We start from the raw sequence: 20,514 nt of genomic DNA, 5'->3' as shown, positions 1-20,514 counted from the left end.
AAACTCTGCAATGTATCTGCAGAACAACAAACGCTCAGCAGTATTCGAGCCAATCATTTAAGATAAAGGAATTTCTAATGAAAAAGCTAACACTCTACGCAGCAACAGTCACTGCTATTTTTGGTGCTCAAGTCCAAGCCGCTCCTGGTGATGTCCAGTTAGTTGGTTTTGTTTCACCTGTATGTGAAGTTACTGGTCTTTCAACGCAACTGATGGACTTCGGTAACGTATCTCAAATTCAAAACCTTTCTGTTAGTGGTCTTAACATGAAGTGTAATGACGTCGATGGTGCAACTGTGACACTGACAAGTGCTGAAGGTGGTCTAGAGTCAGACGATAGCGAAGACTACGCTCTTACCTACGATGCAACATTTAATCCTTCAGGTTTAGCTCCTTTCACGCTTAATGCACCAGGGGGCCCAGGTCTAAATGACGTTTCAGTCAGTAATTCTTATGGCGGTTCTGGAGCATTAGCGACAGGTGTTGCCGCATCTATTGATATTGTGACAACAGAAACCTCCCCATGGGCAGGTGGCTACTCAGATACATTAACCGTAAATATCACCTCAAATTAGAGGTTAATAAGTCGGGGGCTATTATTTGGCCCCCGGCTTAATCTCATCTCAATATCAACATCAACGACATAATTTTAATTTGGAGCTCTTCGCGATGTATAAATGGATCATGCATAAATGGACTGTTCTCTTGTTATTGTCACTCACTTGTTTGTCCGCTCATGCGTTCAAAGTGGAGCCGATGTCTATGGAAATGACACCGCTTGGCAAAAGAGCTCAAATGACCATGAGGGTTGAGAATTCGTCTACCGAACCACTCACGGTTGAATTGTCTCCAGTATTTATGACAATGAACGAATATGGGAAAGAGACCACGACGCCTGCAGATGACGAGCTATTAGTGATACCGGTGACCGCAATAATAGAACCTGGAAGATCACAATCCATTATGGTGCGGTATTTGGGCGATCCTTCCATCACAGAATCTAAAGCGTATCGCATTGCTGTTAAGCAAGTAAAAGTTCAAAGAGCGAGCAGTAATCAAGGGCAAGTAAGTCTTTTGCTTCAGTTTAATACGCTTATCAACGTGCGACCTCAGAACACGGCTTCTCAGCTAGAAATTAAAAGTATCGAACAAAATGACAAAAAGAACAAATGGGTTCTTGAGGTACTTAACAGTGGTAATAGTTATGGTCGATTAACCAATACAACATGGAAAATATCTGATGGTAAAAATTCAACATATTTAAAAGGCGTAGAAATCGCTAAACGTATTCCGGGTACTTTAGTCCTACCCTACTCCACTCGCTTTTTCGAAATGCAGCCTCTTAAAAATTATGATGTGGACACCCTATCGATTGAAATAGAGCAGGATCAATAACAATGAGACGTTATATCTTGGGTGGGCTCATTTATTGCTTTCTGTGTGCTCAAACGTTTGGCATAACATTGTTTCCAACCGTCATCGAGCTCAACACAGATCACCGGGCAACATCGCAACTGGTTGTAACTAACAATTCAACACAAGCTCTCCCACTTGAAGCTAACGTTCGTCGTTTGAACTTCTTATCTGATGGCACGTTCCAAACATCAGATCTATCGAGTGAAGAGATGTTTGTGTTTCCACCAGCCGCAATGTTGGCACCCGGTGCACGCCAAGTATTCCGTATACAGTGGTTGGGAAACCGACCACTCGAAACCTCCCAGAGTTACTTCGTTCGCTTCAGTACCGTGAATATTGGCCAGAACAACGCGAGGATAGACAAACCCATCGGGCTAACAACCGGTATCAATTTACAAGTTCACTACAATGCGTTGTTGCACATTCACTCGTCCTCTTTAGAGCCTGACGTGAAATTACACATAGATGAACAAGGTCAACTGACACTCACTAATTCTGGGTCGCGATTTACCTATACATCGTTACTTCAGTTTGCGGGGCTCGAATCTCAGAGCCAAAAAGTACATGAGGCTTTAGGTGAGCAGTTTATTCCACCACGCTCCATTATTACTTTGCCTTCTTCTTTAAATTATTTACCAGTGGGCACTTACCATGGGCATGAAAACTGAAACCTATCCCAAGATATGGCAAGTTTTGTATATCTTGGTATTAGTACTTTTTTATTGTGCTGCCTTAAGCCCTGCTGCTTGGGGTCAAGAAATGGTCTTGAACCCGACAGGACGAGATATTCAACTTACCTCTTTGTTAAGAATAAGTGACACCATACTTGGAGAAGCGGACATTATCATTACCGCAAACAATGAAATCTTGTTACCGAAGGAAAGTACGCTTTCTCTCCTTTCGTCCGTCGTAACTCAAGAAGGTATTGGGAAACTCAATGACACGACAAGCGATAAAATGCTGTCTCAGCACCATTTTGAGAGCGTAGGATTAGGTCTTAGTTTCGATTTTTCTTCATTAGAATGCATCGTGACAGTACCGCCTGAATTTAGCTTAACCCAGCAACTGTCTATGAATGGCGCAGATGATTTTTATAACTATGCTGAGCCAAGTTTGTTTAGTGGATACGTTAACTTTGCCCTTTCGGCTAATGAGAGCCAATATGTCGATCAGAATTCGTCAAGGCAGGATCTCTATCGCAGTCAGTTTGACTCAGCACTTAACATTGGTTTTCTAAACTTTGAGTATGAATCTTATTTAGAAAACAGCTCATCACAAGATTCGCGATACGTAAGAGAAGGATCTCGTCTTAATATTGACTTTGCAGAACAAGGCACACGACTTGTGCTCGGTGATATGTACAACAGTGGTCAATCTTTTCAGGACAGCACCGACATACTTGGTATTGGCTTAACTCGAGATTTCACGCTCATTCCAACCAGAAATGCACGACCACGAGCCAATCAATCATTCACACTTCAAAGAGCTTCAAATGTTGATGTCTATATAGATGGGATTGCAGTCCAGCGATTAACGCTAGGCGCTGGTAGCTATAACCTTAGTGACATACCTCTAGCACAAGGTAGCAATGATATTGTACTCGTCATCACCGACCGCTCCGGGAATGAAGAACGCATCGAGTTTTCTATTGCGACCGGTAACGACTTGCTCAATAGCGGTGAGTTTGAATATAGCGTCATGTATGGAGCGCCTTCTGAATTACAGAATGGGCAAATAGAATATCTAACCGACGAACGTATTTTGCATGGTTATATCGATGTGGGTATTAACCCTTGGTTAACGTTAGGTACCAACTTCCAAACCCGTGAAGATCTTTACCAATATGGAGCCACCGCTTTACTCGCTTCTACATGGGGCGTCACTGAACTCAATGCTTCGCGTAGCGAACACCCTACATTTGGAACTGGCGACGCTTACAAATTTGCGTTCGATGCGGAATTTTCTAATACGAACACGCTGTCCCCACAACTGAGTGTAAGTTATGAATATCTGACCAACAATTTTACTGGGGTCTCAGGGTTTGATGCTTCCGATACCGATATCAATCTAACCACCCATTATGTATCTGCATTCAGCTCTATTTACCTTGGTCAGTCTTTACGTGCCGCCATGACCCTCAATTATCGCTCAGGGGTAGACAAAGAGAACGATTATTGGTTGATTAGCCCGAGTTTATCGGACGGACTGTTTGATACTCCCGCCACCTGGAGTGCACGCGTTAACTATCGGCATAACGCAACCGAAGACGATGATATCAGCACGACTGTCACCATAAGCTGGCCCCTTAGTCGACAAACTCGTGTAGTCGGTCGTTACACCACTGAGCTTAATGAAGCCGCCTTAGATTACAGCTATCAGAATAATATTGGTAATACTGGGGGGATGTCGGCGTTTGCGAGTGTCATTACTAACGAAGAAACGGATGCCGATATGGATGCTGGGATTAACTACACGGCTAACCGTTATGAGTTAAACGCGACCCACGCTTCGCGGCTTGAAAACATTAATGGTGAAACACGAAATCACAGTACTGATGTGACGATAAGTAGTGCCCTTGCTTTTGCAGGTTCATCTGTGACGATCGGCAGACCGGTGCGCGAAGCATTTGCTATTGTTAGCAAGCACGAAAGTCTCGCAAAAAATGACGTGGCTGTCGACCCAACAAAAGATGGTGAGTACGCACGCGTTTACCTTAAAGGAGATGCAAGTGCCATGGTTCCTGACCTTGTTGCTTATAATGGCCAAGTAGTCGGTTACGAGGTCGATAACTTGCCACCAGGGTATGACTTAGGCGATGGTGCTTTTTGGATTAAGCCTGGTTATAAACGGGGATTCCAGCTACAGATCGGATCGGATGCGGTATTAACGGTTATTGGCAAGCTATTCGATCGTCCAAGTAACAACCCTATTTCACTTGTCGCTGGTGTCGCACATTACCTTGGTGATGCAAAACAGTTGCCGATTGACTTCTTTACCAATCGTAACGGCATATTCGCAATCTCTGGATTAAAGCCGGGGAAATATCAATTGGTACTCGACACTAAAGAACAAGAATCAGTCATCATTACCCTCAGTGAACGCAGTGACAACTTGATAAGACTAGGAGATGTTTATGTGGAATAAACAAGTTCTTTGGGGATCCTTGTTCCTCATCACCATAAACCATGTACCTTCGGCATTGGCGTGTGAAGCCAGTGCCTTGGCTATTCAACCCGTCTCATCGAAATCACAATATGATGTTTTCAGCGCAGGAACTTTCGCAACAATAAACACTTACCGTATAGATGCGAACATAATTGGCGAACCCTGCAAATTAGACTTAATTTTACAACTTAACGATACCAGTCGATCGTTAAAAGGGGTAAACCAAGCAAAACTCGGCTTTGAATGGAGTGGGCAGATTGGTATGTCAGTGGCTAATCAATGGCACTTATCATTAACCGAAAACCAACCTTCGGCAACGATACAAATGCGTTTCCCAAGTAAACAATGGTTAGCGTCAGGAACCTATCGAGGGTTATTGGAAGTCTCGCCTTCTTATACCTCAGATAGTAAACAAATAGAAATTAGCCCTAGTTCACTCCCGGTATCTGTTAACGTTCCGCCTGCTGCAAAAATTCATTTTTATGGATTGACCCAACAACATTATGACCTTGATCTAGGGACTTTATATTCCAACAAGGTTATTCGTTCCGCACCTAACCTATGGGTTCAAAGCAACACAGCTTATACCATTGTATTGGAATCAACCCATCAAGGAATGCTACGTCATGAATCTAATGAGGAAAAATGGGACATTCCATACCAACTTTCCCTTGATAACGACAGAGTAAACCTTGAACAACTGGATGCAAAAATTCAACGTCTTTCCGCTACGATTGGTCAGCCTATTCCTTTGAGTTTTGTCATCGGTGAGACAGAGAGCAAACCAGGAGGACAATATGACGATACATTACAAATTTCTATCGAACCCCAACTTTCACAACAACCATAATTATGTAATTATATAAAAAGTGAGATATGCAACTCAATTATATAAAATCTATCATCATACAATCAAACGTGATTTTTCAGTTTCGGAGTAAATTATGTATGAAAATAAAAATAATTTAAAGCACATACTCCTGGTAGGTGACAACGGTATTAACAACCAGTTTATTCAACGAGAAATAGGGAAATACAGTGATTTTTCTTTTAGCAGAGAATGTATTTTAAGCATTGAGCGCTCTCGTAATCATAAAACGTTCGATGTCGTTCTCATTAGCTACTTACTCTTGGAAAATATCGAAGATATCAACATCATCTTATCAAAAATAGAGTCCAGTAAATGGGTAGTCTATGACGTTCCCTCAGATATTACCGGACAGAGTATTACCGTAATGCAACTATTCAACCTGTTTAATATAAAGGGGATGATTTATCAAGATGCTCCTATTGAACACCTTACACGTTGTTTAAAAACAGTATGTGATGACGATCTATGGCTACCTAGGAAGTTAATGTCACATATTTTATCCAATGCGTGCTCTTATACTTTCAAGTCTCAGGTAATACTGTCTAACCTGACGAAAAGAGAGGCTCAGATATTTAAACGAGTTGTCAGAGGAGATTCAAATCTAGAGATATCAAGCGAACTATTTATTTCAGAAAGCACGGTAAAAACGCACGTATACAACATATACAAAAAAATAAATGTCACCAATAGAAAAGAAGCGATAAGAAAAGCACATTTTATCAATAGTTTAGAGACTATTATACAACCAGACATATAGTTGAAATTATGAACATAAAAATGCCGATTGCAGTTCTTTTTCAAACAGACGTATTAGAATTTAAGCCCTTGAAAGGTGACCTGATATTATTCAGTTCCTCATAGAATCACTGTCAGGCTAATAAACGAAGTTTAAATCGAATCGTCTGTGGTTTAATCACATTTTAAAAAGTAGAAAAACATCCCGCCCTCTAAAATACGAGTCGAACTTGTTAACTCACGAAAACATCACTTCTGCAGCCCCTCTACTTGCCTAACAGAGCAAAAAGTACGCTTTAACTGTTAACACCTATAGCATCTATAGCATCTATAGCAATTCAGACTTGAGCTTCCCCTTAGGGTAAGCCTTATTGTCATGTTTTTAACTGGAGTAAAAACATGACTTATCAATCCTTCGCTTTACTATTACTCACTCTTTCCCCTAGCCTTCATGCCTCTGATTTTGGCGATCCTGAACTGGGTAAAATGAAATCACCAAGTTGCGTTTTCTGTCATAGCCCCACGGGTGAAACAAGTAACACTGATTACCCCAAACTTTCGGGTCAAAATTCAACTTACCTCTATAACACGATGAAAGCATACCAAAGCGGAAATAGACAAGGCGACTACGCAGAAATGATGCGAGTTCAGCTCAGTAAGCTCGATGATCAAGACTTGAGAGATATAGCGGCTTTTTATTCATCTCAAGATAATGGTTCCAGAACTCATGTATTAGATGGAAATTAGTAAAAAGTCCCAATATTCAATTGGGACTTACTCCCTAAGGGATGAATTAAGAAGCTCCATTATCCATAAATTCTTTCTCCGTCAGGTATGCTTCAACAATCTTCTCAGCAGATAGGTTGATGTCTTCAGTCGAAGTATGGCAGCTCAGAACAGAGAACAGCATCGTCTTCAAGCCTTTGTAACCCGAAGTTGATGGATATAATGTTCCCTCTTCCTGTAAACGGTGAACTACTCGATCTGTTAGTTCATTGCGGTAAGTGTCATCACCTTCACCAAATTGTGCTGAGAAACGATTAGAAATAACATCATTCAAAATCGTAATACCTTGCACGGATGAAAGCTTATTCGCCATACGCTGAGCTAACTCAGTACAACGATCAATGTGTTCAACAATCCCTTCTTTGCCTAATGATTTGAACGCTGCATACACAGGAACACCACGTGCTCTTCTTGATGCAGAAATACCAAAATTAATCGCATTTCGATCTGGTTTTTCCATTGCATCATTAAGGTAGTCACCCATGTTACTACCTCCCATCGCTTTAGATAGTGCCGCTGCATCTTTTACGATGATCATTCCACTGTCATACGGCATGTTGAACCATTTATGCCCGTCAGTATCAATAGAATCTGCGCGTTCAATACCTGCTAATAAATACTTTTGTTTATCACTTGCGGAAGCCCATAAACCAATTGCACCATCTACGTGAAGCCACGCGTTGCCGTGGTTCTCGACAGCATCAGCCAATTCATTAAATGGGTCGAAAGCACCGGAATCAATACAGCCAGCTTGAGCGCAAACAAGTGTTGGGCCTTCTAAGCCTGAAATAATTTCTTTTAAGTTATCTGGGATAATACGTAAGTTATCGTCAGTTGGTACTTTGACAATCGTTTCAAGACCAATGCCAATCATGGATAGCGCGCGCTTGATCGTTGAATGAATTTGATCACTGACAACAACGTTAATACGAGGAGCTCCAAACAAGCCTTTTGTCACCACATCCCAACCAGCGCGTTCAAGCAGTGTATTGCGGGCAGTAATCAAACCGGTGTAAATCGCTTCTTGAGCACCAGAAGTGAAACCTACCGCCGTACCTTTATTTAAACCTAGTAGCTCAACCATCCACTCTGCAGCTGTTTCTTCAACAACAGACATAGCAGGGCTAGAAACGTAATAAGGCACATTTTGGTCCCAAGCACTCACGAGCCAATCGGCTGCTAGTGAAGCGGGAAATGAACTGCCAATCGCGTACCCAAAGAAACGTGCACCACCAGATGCCATTAAACCAGCATCGACATTCTTTACCATGTCATTAATCACTTGTGATGGGTCTGTTGGTCGCAATGGTAAATCCCCGCCGATAGCTTCACGTAACGCTTGTGAGGTTGTACCTTTGTCTACCGGTCTATCTGCTAAAGATTCTAGGTAAGAAACTGCATGTTTGAGAGAGCTTTCAAGTGGTAAGCGATATTCATTAAAACGGTGTGACATGATGATCCCTCTATTTGTTGTCTACCCAATAATGTTATTGGATCAGAGCGTTCAGGAATTGTCATATCGCGCCACGGGAATGCGATTTAATAAAGTTCATATATCCGGCACAAAAACGAGAAACCAAAGACGAACTTTTCTAATCAATGTATAGAGTCTTGAGTCAACCATATAATTACCCCTCACTGACAGAAAACTATAAACCTTGATGTTGGCTGCGGAACTGTGAAGGAGTAAACCCTGTTTTGCGTTTAAAGAAACGAGTGAAGTTAGCAGATTCACCATACCCGATATTGGTTGCTATTGACGTTATTGAGTCGTCCGAGTACTTCAGCCGAACCTGAACTTCATTTAGAATAAGATCATCCAATACTTCGCGATAAGTTACACTTGCGCCGAATAAGCGCCTCTGGATAGTCCTAGGACTCATTCCCAGTATGTTCGCAGCCGTTGATATGGGTAACTTTCCCATCGACAAATATGGTTGCATGGCATGTTTGAATGAGCACAAAAAATCACTAGGTATACCTTCTCGATCTATGACCTCTCTTCCTGAATTTTTTATTAAGTTAACTTTTTGACTCAAAATTTTGTTATTTAGACGAATACCTGTGACTGAGCGGAGTGTAAAAAACTGAACATGTGCTAACTGTGAGCATTCAAAAAAGCACTCCGTATGTGGGCTGACAATTGTCACATACTTTTCTTTGCTGTTGTGTTTTGTCAAAGCTGTTATCAACTCATCCAGGAAAATGAACGAGAATATTTCCGCGTACTTAAACCAGTCTTGTGTCGCACCCTCTTTTTCGCGAACTAACCAGTAACAATCATTATGGCGCTTTAACGATATTTTAACTCCGCTTGAGTAATATCGAATGATTTCACAGAATTCTTCTAGCGCTTCTTTTACAGTGCCCTCCCTTGCTTTAACCAACTGAGCAATCACGCCCGGTATATAGGTGTTCTTACACATTAACCAAACACGAGTCACAAATGTGTCCAACGAAACACTTTCACCAAACATTCTGATTATGTTGAGTAAAACAGTCTCAGGTATAAACGGGAATTCACATCTTTGTATGTCAACCGGTGCTTTAACACCAGTAATCAAAGAATAAACATTAATATCTCTTTCACTAAAGAGTTCAGCCAGGTCATGAACACAATCTGTGCGAACAAGTGGTACTCCTCTATTCGGTAACGCCATACGTTAGGACCTTCTTTATAATTAGATGTTTCTCGTTTGATATGTTGACAGTCGTGCCTAAGAATTAGAAAACCCCTTACTTGGCAAATCAAATAAGGGGTTAGATTCATACTATTTAGTTATATTTAATATAAAGCACCTTTCGTAGGCTATTGCATCGACTCTTATCCAGAGGGTCTCCTAAATAATCGCCACCTTCTGCAGCCATTTTCATTAATAACGCTCTTGCACGTTCATCACTAAGTAGATCTCGGTACTTTTCATAGGTTTTCAGTTTGAGAATTTTATATTTCGAATTTTGGCTAGGGTCAGAAAAGTTATCGTAGCAGTAATTCATAGCACCTGAGTTTGCGCCAATCTTACTGGCATCTGTGATTGCATACGCGTTGGAAATCAACACAATCATAGAGAATGCGAGAATCTTTATCAGTTTCATATCCAGTACCCTTTAACGTTAATCTTGTTTCAATTGCAGTTCTCGAACCTCTTAATTGGCTGCAATTGATGTTCAAAATCCATGTTAATCATTCATCTAACGTCATGCTTGCCATTTGGTGACACATCAAAAATAACCAATTTAATTAATACCGATTTGACTCTGCCTAGCATATGTTTCAATTTCATCACGAAAATAAAAAAACCAATGTCACGACATGGCCATTAAATCAAGATATTTGATCTTATTTTTATCTTAAAAATAGTTCACTCTCTCATTAATAACGTGATGGTTCATTGATGGGAGTAGAACACCTAACTCCCTACATATCAGAATCTTAAATTGAGAGCCTCACATGTCAGAAATAAAAAAAATCGGCACTGAAACGCAAAAAAAGAAACCAATCAATAAAGTAAAAATAGCGACAAACAGTCTGTTGGCATTCACCATACTTTCTATTGGTATCGCTGTAGTTTCAGACAGGATTATTCCAACTACCGACAACGTTAGAGTTGAAGGCAACGTCATTTCCTTAAAACCACAAGTATCAGGTTTAATAGAACAAATTAATATTACAGCAAACACTAAAGTAGAGAAAAATGACGTGTTGCTCAAAATTGTCTCTACCGACTATGAGATAGCCGTTAAACAAGCAGAAGCAAAATTGAAGATAGCCGGGCAGCAAGTTGGGGCGCAAATGGCCAGTATTATTTCCGCTCAAGCACAACTCACGACATCGTTAGTTGCACAACAAAATGCTCGGCGTCAGGGTCAACGAGTATTAGCGATGGCAGACAAAGGGGTTGTATCAAAGTCAGATGCAGATACAACACGTGCCACGATTGATAAAGCTAATGCTGAGGTCATGAACGCTCACGCTAATCTAGAAAAAGCTAAAGCTCAAGTGGGTTCAGAGGGAGAGGAAAATGCACAAATACAATCAGCACTACTTGAATTACAAAAAGCCCAATTAGACTTATCGCGCACAACCCTATCAGCGCCTTCAGATGGTGCGGTAACCAACTTGAATTTATCAGAAGGTTCATACGCTTCTTCAGGCTCTCCATTAGTCACCTTCGTCGAAAGCGACAATTTATGGCTTGAAGCTTATTTTCGAGAGAATAGTCTCGGTAACATAAAGCCAGGCGATGATGTTGAAATCGCATTAGATCTTGCTCCAGGCACTACGTTCAAAGGCACAGTTTCTTCAATCGACCTGGGAGTCACATGGGGTAAAAACGAACAACTTGGCGACCTTGCGAGTGTACAAAACCAAAATGGATGGTTAAGAGACACACAACGTATTCCAGTTACGATCAAAATAAACGAACCATCAGCGATCCAATCAATGCGAATTGGAGGCCAAGCAGATGTCATCGTTTATACTGGCGAAAACACTCTATTCAACCTACTTGGAAAATTCTGGATTAACGTAGTGAGCTTGTTCTCTTATGTTCGATAAAATAGAACAAGCACAAGAGCGTAGGATTTTTCGCTACGTCACGACAGTCGGCTTGGCAACATTCCTTGCACTATGGTTTAACTGGCCATTAGCTTTTTGTACGCCACTTCTGACCGCAAAATTTATCACTGATAAACCTCAATTTCATATTCTCCATGTCAAACAGTTGGCCTATGCGCTTCTATCCACCGCTGTAATTGGATTCGTAGTATCAACGGGGCTACCTGAGTATAAAATTGCCTTTCTTTCTATACTCACACTCGGGATGCTTTGGGCATACTATTTATTTACCGACCCTAAATGGGTCATGTTCGCAACATTCTTAATGATCGAACTGATATTACTTCCATCTATAACGATAATCGATCAAGCATCCGCGCTGAATGTAGGAATCGGTTTTGCGTTTTCAGGCACTTTGGCCGTCGCTTTGTATGCCCTTTCACACGTTTATTTTCCCGATGAAGAGAAGACGGACTTTGTTAGCTTTCCCGTATCTCCACTTACCAAAGAAATGCGATGGACAGCCGCTATACGCGCATGGGTGATTTCATTTCCACTCGTATGCTTTTACTTCTATTTTCAACTTTCACAGATACTGCTTACCGTTGCATTTGTAATGTTACTATCGTTAATGGCAAGCAGCGAAACGTCCGGTAAGACCGCGTTATTTTTCACAGTAAGTAACATCTTCGCAGGCCTGATTTCATTCGTCACTTTTCTCATCATATCTTTAGCACCTAATATGTATGTATATATGATGGTTGTACTCAGTGTCATTGCACTTTTCGGAATAAAGATTTATACCGTTCCACAAAAGGCGCCTATATATATTACGGCCTTTACCGGATTCAATGTACTTATGGGAACATCAATAAGCAGCGGCGCGTTGGATGACAAATTTTACGTTCGTATTTTCCAGCTATTTTTAGTCTTGCTATACATGGTATTTATGACCTATTTCTTAGAGTCACGAACTAGGAAATAACCCGTCAAAAATCAACTTTCAGTCGTTCGTACAATCTCATCCATTGTTACTAGGTGTTGTTAAATGGCAGGGAAACTCCTGCCATATCTAGTCATGTGACAGCCACAGCCCCTAGATTACACTGTAAAGACATGGCTTCAGGTACAACATAGCGCTTTACACGCCCTAGCGAACCCTTACAATGTGCAGCAAATATATTTATCAAGGTTTATCTCTATGTCTATTCAATGGTTTCCGGGGCTACTGAATTAAACAATCACCCTAACTCATCAAGACCAATCATAACAATAAAAACAATAACTTAAAAACGAAACTGGATTCATACCCTCTCATAGCAACTCACCACCCCTCATGTTTTTTGTACCCCATCATGTACCCCAAACCATGAACTAGTGTAGAATATGTAACAACTTATTGGGGAGTTCATATGCCAAAGAAAACCACTAGTTTATCTGACAAAGAAATCAAAGCAGCCGAGATCAAAGCGAAAGAATATATTTTGTCTGACGGAAACGGGCTTAACCTCCGCATTAGACCTAATGGCACCAAATCATGGCAGTATCGTTACACCAATCGCGTCACTGGCAAAGTTAAGAAGCTCTCGCTAGGTTCATACCCGACGTTAAAGCTTGCTGACGCAAGGAAGATCGCTCAAGATCACCGAAATCAACTTGCCAATGGCGTTGACCCGCGCGAGCACATTGAGGCACTAAAGCAAGACACCATTCGTAGAGAATCTAATACTTTCATTTGCGTTGCCGAGCAATGGTTCAAAAGAAAGAAAAAAACAATTAGCAAGGAGCATGCTGAACGTATTTGGAGAACTTTACAAATATACATATTCCCCAAATTTCAAAATGTTCCCATCGAGTCAATTACGCGTAGAGATGCCATTCAGCTCCTACGTCCTCTTGAAGAAACTCAGAAACTTTCGACGATTAAACGAATCTGTCAATCTCTTAATCAGATCATGGAATATGGAGTTGATAGTGATGTGATCGATGTAAATCCTTTGACCAGGATGATCAAGGCGTTCGAGCACCATGATGTTAAGCATATGCCAACAATCCGTCCAGAAATACTTCAAGAGTTCCTATGTAAGCTTCAGAAAAACAACACGATACAAGATAAAACCAAATACCTAATACTATGGCAACTTCATACAATGTTAAGGCCTAAAGAGGCGGCCCGAACTCGCTGGAGCTACATTGATATTCACAAAAGATGTTTGACAATACCGCCTGAAGAAATGAAAGGCCAAAGAGCACATAGAGTTCCTTTGACTGATGAGATGATAGAGATACTAAACAAAATACGCCCTCTAAGTGAAGATAAAGAATTTGTCTTCCCTGGTGAGCGCAACTCTAATACCCATATAGGTGAATCCACAGCTAACGCTGCAATAAAGCGCAGCCTAGGATATAAAGGTAAGCTTGTGGCGCATGGCTTACGGTCTATTGCCTCTACTGCCCTGCACGAACAGGAGTTTGATTCACTGCATATTGAAGCCTGTTTGTCGCACGCTGATAAAAATACAACTAGGGCAAGCTATAATCGAACCGATTTTTTTGAGCAAAGAAAAAACATTATGGCTTGGTGGAGTGAGTTTATTATGTCGTCATCTTCATAGTATGAGGTCATTCTTAAACCCACAAGTTTAGGTTTGCGAGGCACATTTTGATTGCTTCTTCTGCGTTGGTATTTAGGGTGTTCAACAGGGGCGATGTAGCCCCCTTTAGTTACGAAACATAAAGGTCTACACAGCCCACTATGGCTAACTCATCAAATCGTCATTTCGTCCGAAAGGACGGTGTGTGAGATGTAAATAACCCAAGGCACTTATAAAAATTTAGCTAACTGTGATAATAGCTTATCGATAGCATTAGCTACCTGAGCTAGTATTTTGACCTTATCTTCTGCTTTCTTTAAAGCTACTTTAGCTCCTTTAGCTTGATTAATAAGCTCCTTAACACTTCCTTGTCCTTTAGCTAGTGTGACCGAATTCTTTTTTAGTATGGCCGCATTGTAAGCATAAATTTGATCACCCAGCTGTTCGCATTGTAGTAACAACGGTTCATCTTCTGGATCTAACATGACAGAGTCAAGGTAGCTTTGAAGTTCGTCATACATACTTTTCAGTTCATCGTAAGCAATCTTGTGGCTATGATCCATTTGTTAGTCCTCTAGGCTATCGCGAAACTCTTTGATCGCATCGATCTGAGTCTTCGTTGATTTGAGCGCTTTCTTGGCGGCGTCTTTTGTTAAATCGTCATCATTTTTTAAGGATATGATTATCGATTGGTTCAACTCTTGAAGATTAACTAGAGCACTCGCAAGTTTTGTAAACTTCACATCTAGCTCGTTGATGCGGACTCGAATCTTATAAGCTTTCTTGTAAGCATCAGCTCGTTCTTCAAGTGAATGATAGAACGTCACACAACGTTTGCTGCCACTGGTCTCACAGCGATTAGGGTTATTAAGTAAATACAAACGAATACGTAATTCTTTTTCCAAAGAAACCCTTGTCGCTTCCTGCCAGGAATCCAACTCACCTTCTAATGATTTAAGTGCGCTTTGAACTATGCTTTCCGAATCAATGACTATTTCCTTTAAAAGGTCATAACGCATTTTCTCCGTATAAGCTCTCGCTATTGCATTCACGCTAGTTGAAAGTAACTCAACATCCTTTACATCAATCTCTCCCATTTGGGGCATCTGGGATAAAGATACCAGCGATGAATTGAGCTTCTCCGAGTATTTATCTAGGTCTTCGCTTCTATCGTCTGTCGCAAGAAGATAAATACTCTGGGAAAATGTGTTCAAGTTCTTTAGTAAGGCCTCTTGGCCTTCATTGTCTATGGTAGAAATATCTAGATCTGCCCCAGTAGCTCCATCCCTTGTTGCTTTCATAAGTTCGGCGTTAATACGCACTTCATCTGTATATTCATACACAGCAATTAACTCATTTTGAACCTCTGTAGATTGCTTGGCGTATTCTCCTACCATTGAAATCGACTCATTAGATGCACAGCCACTAAGGCCTATCACTACCAACGAAGCCGTCGTAATATGCTTTAACCTTGGAGCAATGGATACTTCAAACCATTCAGTCATGGATTTACCTTTTTACTATTGAGGAGTGGATGCACTAAGCGATACAAATTCCGTACTTAGGCAGTACATCTCTGATCACTTCTATCCGATAGGTTTTGAGCGCGTCATGGAAGAGTTTCCAGTCAGAATTTAGAAAGGATGGTGAGTATCGATAGACCAGTTGACCATCTTGCGTAAAACCTTGCCCCCTCGCCCGTTGTTTCCAACTGTTATCTCCATTCTTGTCAAATGACAAATCGACCGCAGGAAAGCCAAACCTTCCATCTCGCAACCACTTAAGCCACTCGGCATGGCGAATTTCCCCATCTTCTTCATCTATGGTTGTTAGAGCATGTTCTATTAAAGTTCGCTGTTGCGAACTCAAACCTGGTTGATTATCAATATCGACCTCAACGTCACCTTGTGTCCAACATTGCAGTGCTTTGCACATCGCATCCGCAGCTTGTAGAAATATAGAGGTATTGTCTCTTACAACGCTTTCTCCCTCACCATTTCGATAAGTCCAAGAAGCATAAGGTCTATCAGGAAAAGATAGGGCCGCACCATGCCCAAGAGGAGAAGAAGCGGATACCCCACCGCTCAACAAGTCATCTTTAATTCGTTGTAACAAAGAGCTCGCGGTCGATTCGAGACCATCTACTTTATTGTAATCGTGGATCACCCCTGCAAAACCTTGATGAGCAAAAGTATCTGCATAAACATGCATTGCAATCCCCATAAGGTGGGCACCGTAAGGCTTGTTCCAATGTGTTGCCACCATTCTCAGCATATCTCTTGCAACAGCGCTGTCTGGTTTACAAACTAAACGATGTATGAACCGTCCGTCAGGTTCAACATTTGAAGGGAAGCCCTGATTGCCAGGAAGAAAGTGGAATGGAATCCATACCTGATGATTTGCAAGCTCTTGCGTATTTCGATAGTCGAGCATTTTGTGAGCGGACACAATGCGGTCATACATCGCACCATTATCAAAATGGATTGGCTTATCATTTGTTGCCTCATCTACATATTGAGCAGAATACGCAACTTTTTCAGCGTCATGATGCTCAATACCCGCATATCGAGCGATAACGTAAGTGAGAGTATGATGTCCATCTATTTGCATTCGAGCCTCCGCAGGCATGATTGTCAACATTGAGCACGCAGCAACAAATAAAGTGACTACCCCGAATAGCTAAACAGCATAAATTTCGGCTGGCTTGCACTTCTTGAATGAACTATTTTTATCACCGCATATAGAATATGAAACATCAGTAATATAACAGACGGTGAAGCTGAACTCATATGGATTATGGATATGTGAAAGGCATGGATCACAAATATCTATACAAATTAGTCAAATACTTGATCTAAGTAGGATATCGCTGGAAAAGAATACGCCAATGCCTCCAGAACCTAGCCGTAATAAAGATATGTTTAATAGACAGCGTTCTGGAGTATCTGAAGTGCGGCTATTAGCTATCAAGAACAACGCAAGAGTCCTTCGCTACCTTACACACACCTTCAGCTATATCTAGCCCTTGGACAAAGCCTGTCACCGTATTCTTTCAGCTCAAACGTACTCACGCAGACGTTGTTAGGAAGTAATCAGCACTCCATACAACTATATTGTATTTTGTGTTACATCCCTGAGAGCCTAAAGTTGTGATTATTCCTACTTCGTTCACAACGTTGTATTTACCTGATGCTATAAGCTTGAAAATCACAACGCTAACCTAAACATATCGAGGTATGCAACTCTTGCTGCATATCGAATAGAAAAACAATAGGAGGGAGTGTGAAGATAGATAAACAATTAATACGTTACATCGATCAGCTTGTCGGTGCTCGTGAACTTGAAATGACGTTGTTTCCTGAAAAGTTTGAAGATACAGGTATCGATCTAAATACTTTCCGTAAGTTCTACAGACAAACTGTGACTTCATTCGATAGCAAGGAACTGACTGCATACCACAACCTATTTGTTAACTACTGCGCTAAAGTTATGGATTACAGGCTTTTTAATGGGCAATCTTCTGCCCAGAATTGCCATGAGTCATGTGAAACAATTATGCGAGCTATTCACCAAGAAGATAGCCTTAAGCTTCGTGAGACTCTGTTAGATTTAAAGCCACAGCTCACAATTGGGGATGTCTTGATTGAGGGACAACCACAATATAAGGTTACAAAAAAATCAATCAAAGACATAATTGCAGAAGGCTTTAATCCCAACAAGACACTCAATGTTCATGTATGGATAACATTATTTGATGGTACTGTTTTTGACCCAACAATCGCTGCGACGTTGGTAGCCCAAAAAATGCTACTGCCTCAAGAAATCAATAGTATGCATATTCAACCTTTTGGTATGACTAATGATATAAACATCACCTACAGACCTTTGCTTATTGATGACGAATTCTATTCCAGAGTAGATCGTGATAGAAGTATCTAGAAGTTTGAAGTTTGAAGTTTGAAGTTTGAAGTTATTTTATGGGGGCTCAGAGCTTGCTGGTACCTTTATGAGAAAAATACCACGAGTAAAACTTCAAGCTTATGAAACCTCTGAACAAAAGTGCGCTAGATTCTTAGCACTAACGCACTTACATCAGATAAGAAATAATATCTTTATCTGTGTCAAAATCGTTTGTATTGTCCTAAAGCATTGACTTGATCTTCTTCAGAAACTTGTTCCATCGCTGATTAGATTTGTGCTCTAGTTGTTTCTCATATTTTCTTTGTTCATTACCAAAGTGATTACGAATGTGACCAACAACTCGACCTTTGTAACCTGAACCTCTTCCCCATTCATATTGCGCACTATTCCACATATTGCTGGCATAGTAAAAATCACTATTGTAGAACTCAGTACTTTGTTCGTATACAGTCATCAACTCTTGTTGACGAACACGTTGTGCGACTTGTTTAAGCTGTACTGATATATTGTATACCTTGCGAAGTTGCGGATTCTCTATGCAGCTATCAACCAAGCAATCGAAGTCGTTAAACAGTTTTGCTTTATTTTTGTTTATGTCGAATTTCGCTTGTTGCGCTAGCGTCTCGTACATATCTAAGTTGTGCCAGTGACCACGACGAGCTACGCTGGCTCGGATAGTTGCAGCAGCACGAGTTGTGTTGATCTCAGTTAGAAGGGATGAGTGTAATGGATCAACGGAGGTAGTAAAATTTTCTGCATCATTAAACCATTTGCTAAATACATCTAACAATGCTTTTTTTGCAATATCAAATGATTGTGAGTTTTGCTCATCGATTAGCTCTGTAACGCCCTTGGTAATTAGCTCAACCTTCGTCTTGTATGAAAGTTCTAATTCATTTAGTTTATTTTGGATACAGTCCAATAAAACGCTTCTTTCATCGTCAAAAGCATCGTAACAAACTACATTTAGTCTATCGCCATCCAATCCGTACTTTTGCTCTAGGTCGTTAAGTACCTGACCAATGCGGATTGCTCGTCCATATTTTTTGTCGCCTACAAGTTCTCCATCATCGTCAGCTACACTAGATGATGCTTTTTCTCTATCGATTATCAATAAAATAGTTTTTGTATACAGCTGTTCTGTTAGCCCCCCCTTAATCATCTGTTCAACAATTTTTCGCATTGATTGGTCTGGCGCATCATTAAAACTTGAACAGATCACGTTTAGTGTCAGATCACTTTCAAGACACTGGTTGATATCACGGCGATTCGTAGTACCATCCAAACCTTTAGTGTCAACGATGTGGTAATTAGAAAGATCATCAGCAACATGAATAAAGACTTTACGAGGAAGGCTAACTGTAGAAGTTTTGCCGATATTGATACTCTTGAATGTATCTTTAATCCACTCAAATGAGTTATTGGTCATTTCCTTAGGGGCTTCCAGCACAGTATCCATGCGCTTATGCAATTCTAGTTTGCTTTCCATTACACGCAACATATCATTGCGATCGGTAAACCCGCTGGCAAACTTGACGTCATTCTGGATCATACGACCACGCTCATTCAAACTGCCGCCGTTAAGACCTAGCATATTGCGGAATGCTTTTTCGACTTCTCCGCTTAAAGCAAAGCCCTCATTAATAGCATTAGCATTTATGCGATCATCTGTAGCCACAGGGTGTGCTTTGTTAAAGATATTCTTTGAATAATCATTTAACAGATGCATAACCTCTTCATTTTCGTAAGGGAGGATTTCAATCTTAATGCTGCTAGAGTTTGGAATGATCTCAACTTCACAAATAGTTGTACGTCCAGATGAGTGACTTAACAATAAATCTGTTGGGTCATTTTGATTGAATAACTCAAACGCTCTACAAATTGCTGTTGTTTTACCTTTTCCTACATCACCAATAAATGCAACTCGTTTTGACTTGTTAAGGAAACCTATTGATTGCTGATAATCTTCCTTATATTCATTTATGCGACGATGTTGTGATTCATACTCCACAGGTAGATCTTGCTTAACAATGTGGAGTTTTTCTAAAAATTGGTTTTGTTTTTCAGTTTGCAGATTTACAGTTTGAATATTCATACTATTAATATGTTAGTTGGCTAGATACTCCCGATTCTAAGGTCTTGTTATATCTTAATAAAGCATTTTACACGTCATTGGAGTGCGTAACATTGCATATTTGATCATTCTGGGTTTTAAAGCACTGGATGTAGGTCTTCCAACTTGCCTACCTATTAAACAATGTATCGCAAAGCTAGTTTATAAAATAGTTTCTGGTCACAATACCTAACTCATTTCGGGGCATTTTTGAGCTAGAAAATGCCAAATGTTAAAATTCAGATTATGACATTTTTGGACATAAACGAGTTTGAAATTGTGCTCTATTTTTGTTATTTCGCATAACCTTTAGTCGTATGCCGAGAACGTTATTCTTCCCTTCTAAGGGGAAATA

At 40.6% G+C, this 20,514-nt stretch carries 18 protein-coding genes; 11 read left to right on the top strand and 7 right to left on the bottom strand.

The features are described 5' to 3' along the window. Window positions 1-77: 77 nt before the first annotated feature. From AC3CH4_RS22215 to AC3CH4_RS22185, 7 genes are all read left to right on the top strand, one after another. A complete protein-coding gene (locus tag AC3CH4_RS22215) occupies window positions 78-575 on the top strand; it encodes a hypothetical protein (protein WP_017080976.1) in 498 nt (165 codons plus the stop codon). A gap of 94 nt (window positions 576-669) precedes the next feature. Then, window positions 670-1,395, top strand: coding sequence for a fimbrial biogenesis chaperone (locus tag AC3CH4_RS22210; protein WP_341635762.1), 726 nt, complete (start codon window positions 670-672; stop codon window positions 1,393-1,395). Window positions 1,396-1,397: 2 nt separating this feature from the next. Next, on the top strand, window positions 1,398-2,084 hold the full coding sequence (locus tag AC3CH4_RS22205; RefSeq protein ID WP_488543857.1) for a fimbrial biogenesis chaperone: 687 nt from the start codon (window positions 1,398-1,400) through the stop codon (window positions 2,082-2,084). Window positions 2,085-2,175: 91 nt separating this feature from the next. After that, entirely contained in the window at window positions 2,176-4,560 is a 2,385-nt protein-coding gene (locus AC3CH4_RS22200) for a fimbria/pilus outer membrane usher protein (protein ID WP_488543856.1), read from the top strand. After that, entirely contained in the window at window positions 4,550-5,431 is an 882-nt protein-coding gene (locus tag AC3CH4_RS22195; protein ID WP_488543855.1) for a hypothetical protein, read from the top strand. Before AC3CH4_RS22200 ends, AC3CH4_RS22195 begins: the two co-directional genes overlap by 11 nt. Before the next feature lie 94 nt (window positions 5,432-5,525). Continuing rightward, on the top strand, window positions 5,526-6,209 hold the full coding sequence (locus AC3CH4_RS22190; RefSeq protein WP_004731200.1) for a response regulator transcription factor: 684 nt from the start codon (window positions 5,526-5,528) through the stop codon (window positions 6,207-6,209). 377 nt (window positions 6,210-6,586) lie between these two features. Then, on the top strand, window positions 6,587-6,934 hold the full coding sequence (locus AC3CH4_RS22185; protein WP_054545540.1) for a c-type cytochrome: 348 nt from the start codon (window positions 6,587-6,589) through the stop codon (window positions 6,932-6,934). Window positions 6,935-6,980: 46 nt separating this feature from the next. On the opposite strand, the gene AC3CH4_RS22180 is transcribed toward AC3CH4_RS22185, so the two are convergent. From AC3CH4_RS22180 to AC3CH4_RS22170, 3 genes are all read right to left on the bottom strand, one after another. Continuing rightward, window positions 6,981-8,426 (bottom strand): pyridoxal phosphate-dependent decarboxylase family protein, encoded by a 1,446-nt coding sequence (locus AC3CH4_RS22180; RefSeq protein WP_488543854.1) that lies wholly within the window; start codon window positions 8,424-8,426, stop codon window positions 6,981-6,983. A 196-nt stretch (window positions 8,427-8,622) separates the two neighbouring features. Further along, window positions 8,623-9,633 (bottom strand): helix-turn-helix domain-containing protein, encoded by a 1,011-nt coding sequence (locus AC3CH4_RS22175; RefSeq protein ID WP_488543853.1) that lies wholly within the window; start codon window positions 9,631-9,633, stop codon window positions 8,623-8,625. A 115-nt stretch (window positions 9,634-9,748) separates the two neighbouring features. Further along, window positions 9,749-10,069, bottom strand: coding sequence for a hypothetical protein (locus AC3CH4_RS22170; RefSeq protein WP_488543852.1), 321 nt, complete (start codon window positions 10,067-10,069; stop codon window positions 9,749-9,751). Between the two features lie 355 nt (window positions 10,070-10,424). Between AC3CH4_RS22170 and AC3CH4_RS22165 the strand changes: the two genes are divergently transcribed. The 3 genes from AC3CH4_RS22165 to AC3CH4_RS22155 all read left to right on the top strand — a co-directional run bounded on the left by AC3CH4_RS22165 (window position 10,425) and on the right by AC3CH4_RS22155 (window position 14,146). Beyond that, the gene (locus AC3CH4_RS22165; RefSeq protein WP_114635278.1) at window positions 10,425-11,531 is read left to right on the top strand and encodes an HlyD family secretion protein; all 1,107 of its coding nucleotides are present in this window, start codon (window positions 10,425-10,427) and stop codon (window positions 11,529-11,531) included. After that, window positions 11,521-12,516, top strand: coding sequence for a DUF2955 domain-containing protein (locus AC3CH4_RS22160; protein WP_488543851.1), 996 nt, complete (start codon window positions 11,521-11,523; stop codon window positions 12,514-12,516). Before AC3CH4_RS22165 ends, AC3CH4_RS22160 begins: the two co-directional genes overlap by 11 nt. 427 nt (window positions 12,517-12,943) lie before the next feature. Beyond that, the gene (locus tag AC3CH4_RS22155; RefSeq protein ID WP_488543850.1) at window positions 12,944-14,146 is read left to right on the top strand and encodes an integrase arm-type DNA-binding domain-containing protein; all 1,203 of its coding nucleotides are present in this window, start codon (window positions 12,944-12,946) and stop codon (window positions 14,144-14,146) included. Between the two features lie 209 nt (window positions 14,147-14,355). Here AC3CH4_RS22155 and AC3CH4_RS22150 read toward each other — a convergent pair whose 3' ends face one another. The 3 genes from AC3CH4_RS22150 to AC3CH4_RS22140 are packed head-to-tail and all read right to left on the bottom strand — an operon-like array spanning window position 14,356 to window position 16,735. Then, window positions 14,356-14,688 carry a hypothetical protein gene (locus tag AC3CH4_RS22150; protein WP_065101036.1) on the bottom strand — a complete coding sequence of 111 codons (333 nt, stop codon included), beginning with the start codon at window positions 14,686-14,688 and terminating at the stop codon, window positions 14,356-14,358. 3 nt (window positions 14,689-14,691) lie between these two features. After that, a complete protein-coding gene (locus AC3CH4_RS22145) occupies window positions 14,692-15,630 on the bottom strand; it encodes a hypothetical protein (protein ID WP_102458910.1) in 939 nt (312 codons plus the stop codon). Between the two features lie 34 nt (window positions 15,631-15,664). Beyond that, window positions 15,665-16,735, bottom strand: coding sequence for a DUF6765 family protein (locus AC3CH4_RS22140; RefSeq protein ID WP_488543849.1), 1,071 nt, complete (start codon window positions 16,733-16,735; stop codon window positions 15,665-15,667). 672 nt (window positions 16,736-17,407) lie between these two features. On the opposite strand from AC3CH4_RS22140, the gene AC3CH4_RS22135 reads away from it, so the two are divergent. After that, window positions 17,408-18,064 carry a hypothetical protein gene (locus AC3CH4_RS22135; RefSeq protein WP_488543848.1) on the top strand — a complete coding sequence of 219 codons (657 nt, stop codon included), beginning with the start codon at window positions 17,408-17,410 and terminating at the stop codon, window positions 18,062-18,064. A 202-nt stretch (window positions 18,065-18,266) separates the two neighbouring features. Here the strand turns inward: AC3CH4_RS22135 and AC3CH4_RS22130 are convergent, their stop codons facing one another. Further along, entirely contained in the window at window positions 18,267-20,141 is a 1,875-nt protein-coding gene (locus AC3CH4_RS22130; RefSeq protein WP_488543847.1) for a hypothetical protein, read from the bottom strand. Window positions 20,142-20,514: the final 373 nt, after the last annotated feature.

It is taken from the genome of Vibrio sp. QJM3NY_26 (assembly GCF_057786005.1).
This window is presented reverse-complemented; position numbering and strand designations above follow the sequence as displayed.

What these genes read in the sequence shown, in the direction of transcription:
- AC3CH4_RS22160 (WP_488543851.1), top strand. Translation starts at nt 11,521, where the DNA reads ATGTTCGATAAAATAGAACAAGCACAAGAGCGTAGGATTTTTCGCTAC.
- AC3CH4_RS22165 (WP_114635278.1), top strand. Translation starts at nt 10,425, where the DNA reads ATGTCAGAAATAAAAAAAATCGGCACTGAAACGCAAAAAAAGAAACCA.
- AC3CH4_RS22170 (WP_488543852.1), bottom strand. Translation starts at nt 10,069, where the DNA reads ATGAAACTGATAAAGATTCTCGCATTCTCTATGATTGTGTTGATTTCC.
- AC3CH4_RS22140 (WP_488543849.1), bottom strand. Translation starts at nt 16,735, where the DNA reads ATGCAAATAGATGGACATCATACTCTCACTTACGTTATCGCTCGATAT.
- AC3CH4_RS22185 (WP_054545540.1), top strand. Translation starts at nt 6,587, where the DNA reads ATGACTTATCAATCCTTCGCTTTACTATTACTCACTCTTTCCCCTAGC.
- AC3CH4_RS22205 (WP_488543857.1), top strand. Translation starts at nt 1,398, where the DNA reads ATGAGACGTTATATCTTGGGTGGGCTCATTTATTGCTTTCTGTGTGCT.
- AC3CH4_RS22200 (WP_488543856.1), top strand. Translation starts at nt 2,176, where the DNA reads ATGGTCTTGAACCCGACAGGACGAGATATTCAACTTACCTCTTTGTTA.
- AC3CH4_RS22215 (WP_017080976.1), top strand. Translation starts at nt 78, where the DNA reads ATGAAAAAGCTAACACTCTACGCAGCAACAGTCACTGCTATTTTTGGT.
- AC3CH4_RS22195 (WP_488543855.1), top strand. Translation starts at nt 4,550, where the DNA reads ATGTGGAATAAACAAGTTCTTTGGGGATCCTTGTTCCTCATCACCATA.
- AC3CH4_RS22130 (WP_488543847.1), bottom strand. Translation starts at nt 20,141, where the DNA reads ATGAATATTCAAACTGTAAATCTGCAAACTGAAAAACAAAACCAATTT.
- AC3CH4_RS22155 (WP_488543850.1), top strand. Translation starts at nt 12,944, where the DNA reads ATGCCAAAGAAAACCACTAGTTTATCTGACAAAGAAATCAAAGCAGCC.
- AC3CH4_RS22210 (WP_341635762.1), top strand. Translation starts at nt 670, where the DNA reads ATGTATAAATGGATCATGCATAAATGGACTGTTCTCTTGTTATTGTCA.
- AC3CH4_RS22180 (WP_488543854.1), bottom strand. Translation starts at nt 8,426, where the DNA reads ATGTCACACCGTTTTAATGAATATCGCTTACCACTTGAAAGCTCTCTC.
- AC3CH4_RS22175 (WP_488543853.1), bottom strand. Translation starts at nt 9,633, where the DNA reads ATGGCGTTACCGAATAGAGGAGTACCACTTGTTCGCACAGATTGTGTT.
- AC3CH4_RS22190 (WP_004731200.1), top strand. Translation starts at nt 5,526, where the DNA reads ATGTATGAAAATAAAAATAATTTAAAGCACATACTCCTGGTAGGTGAC.
- AC3CH4_RS22145 (WP_102458910.1), bottom strand. Translation starts at nt 15,630, where the DNA reads ATGACTGAATGGTTTGAAGTATCCATTGCTCCAAGGTTAAAGCATATT.
- AC3CH4_RS22150 (WP_065101036.1), bottom strand. Translation starts at nt 14,688, where the DNA reads ATGGATCATAGCCACAAGATTGCTTACGATGAACTGAAAAGTATGTAT.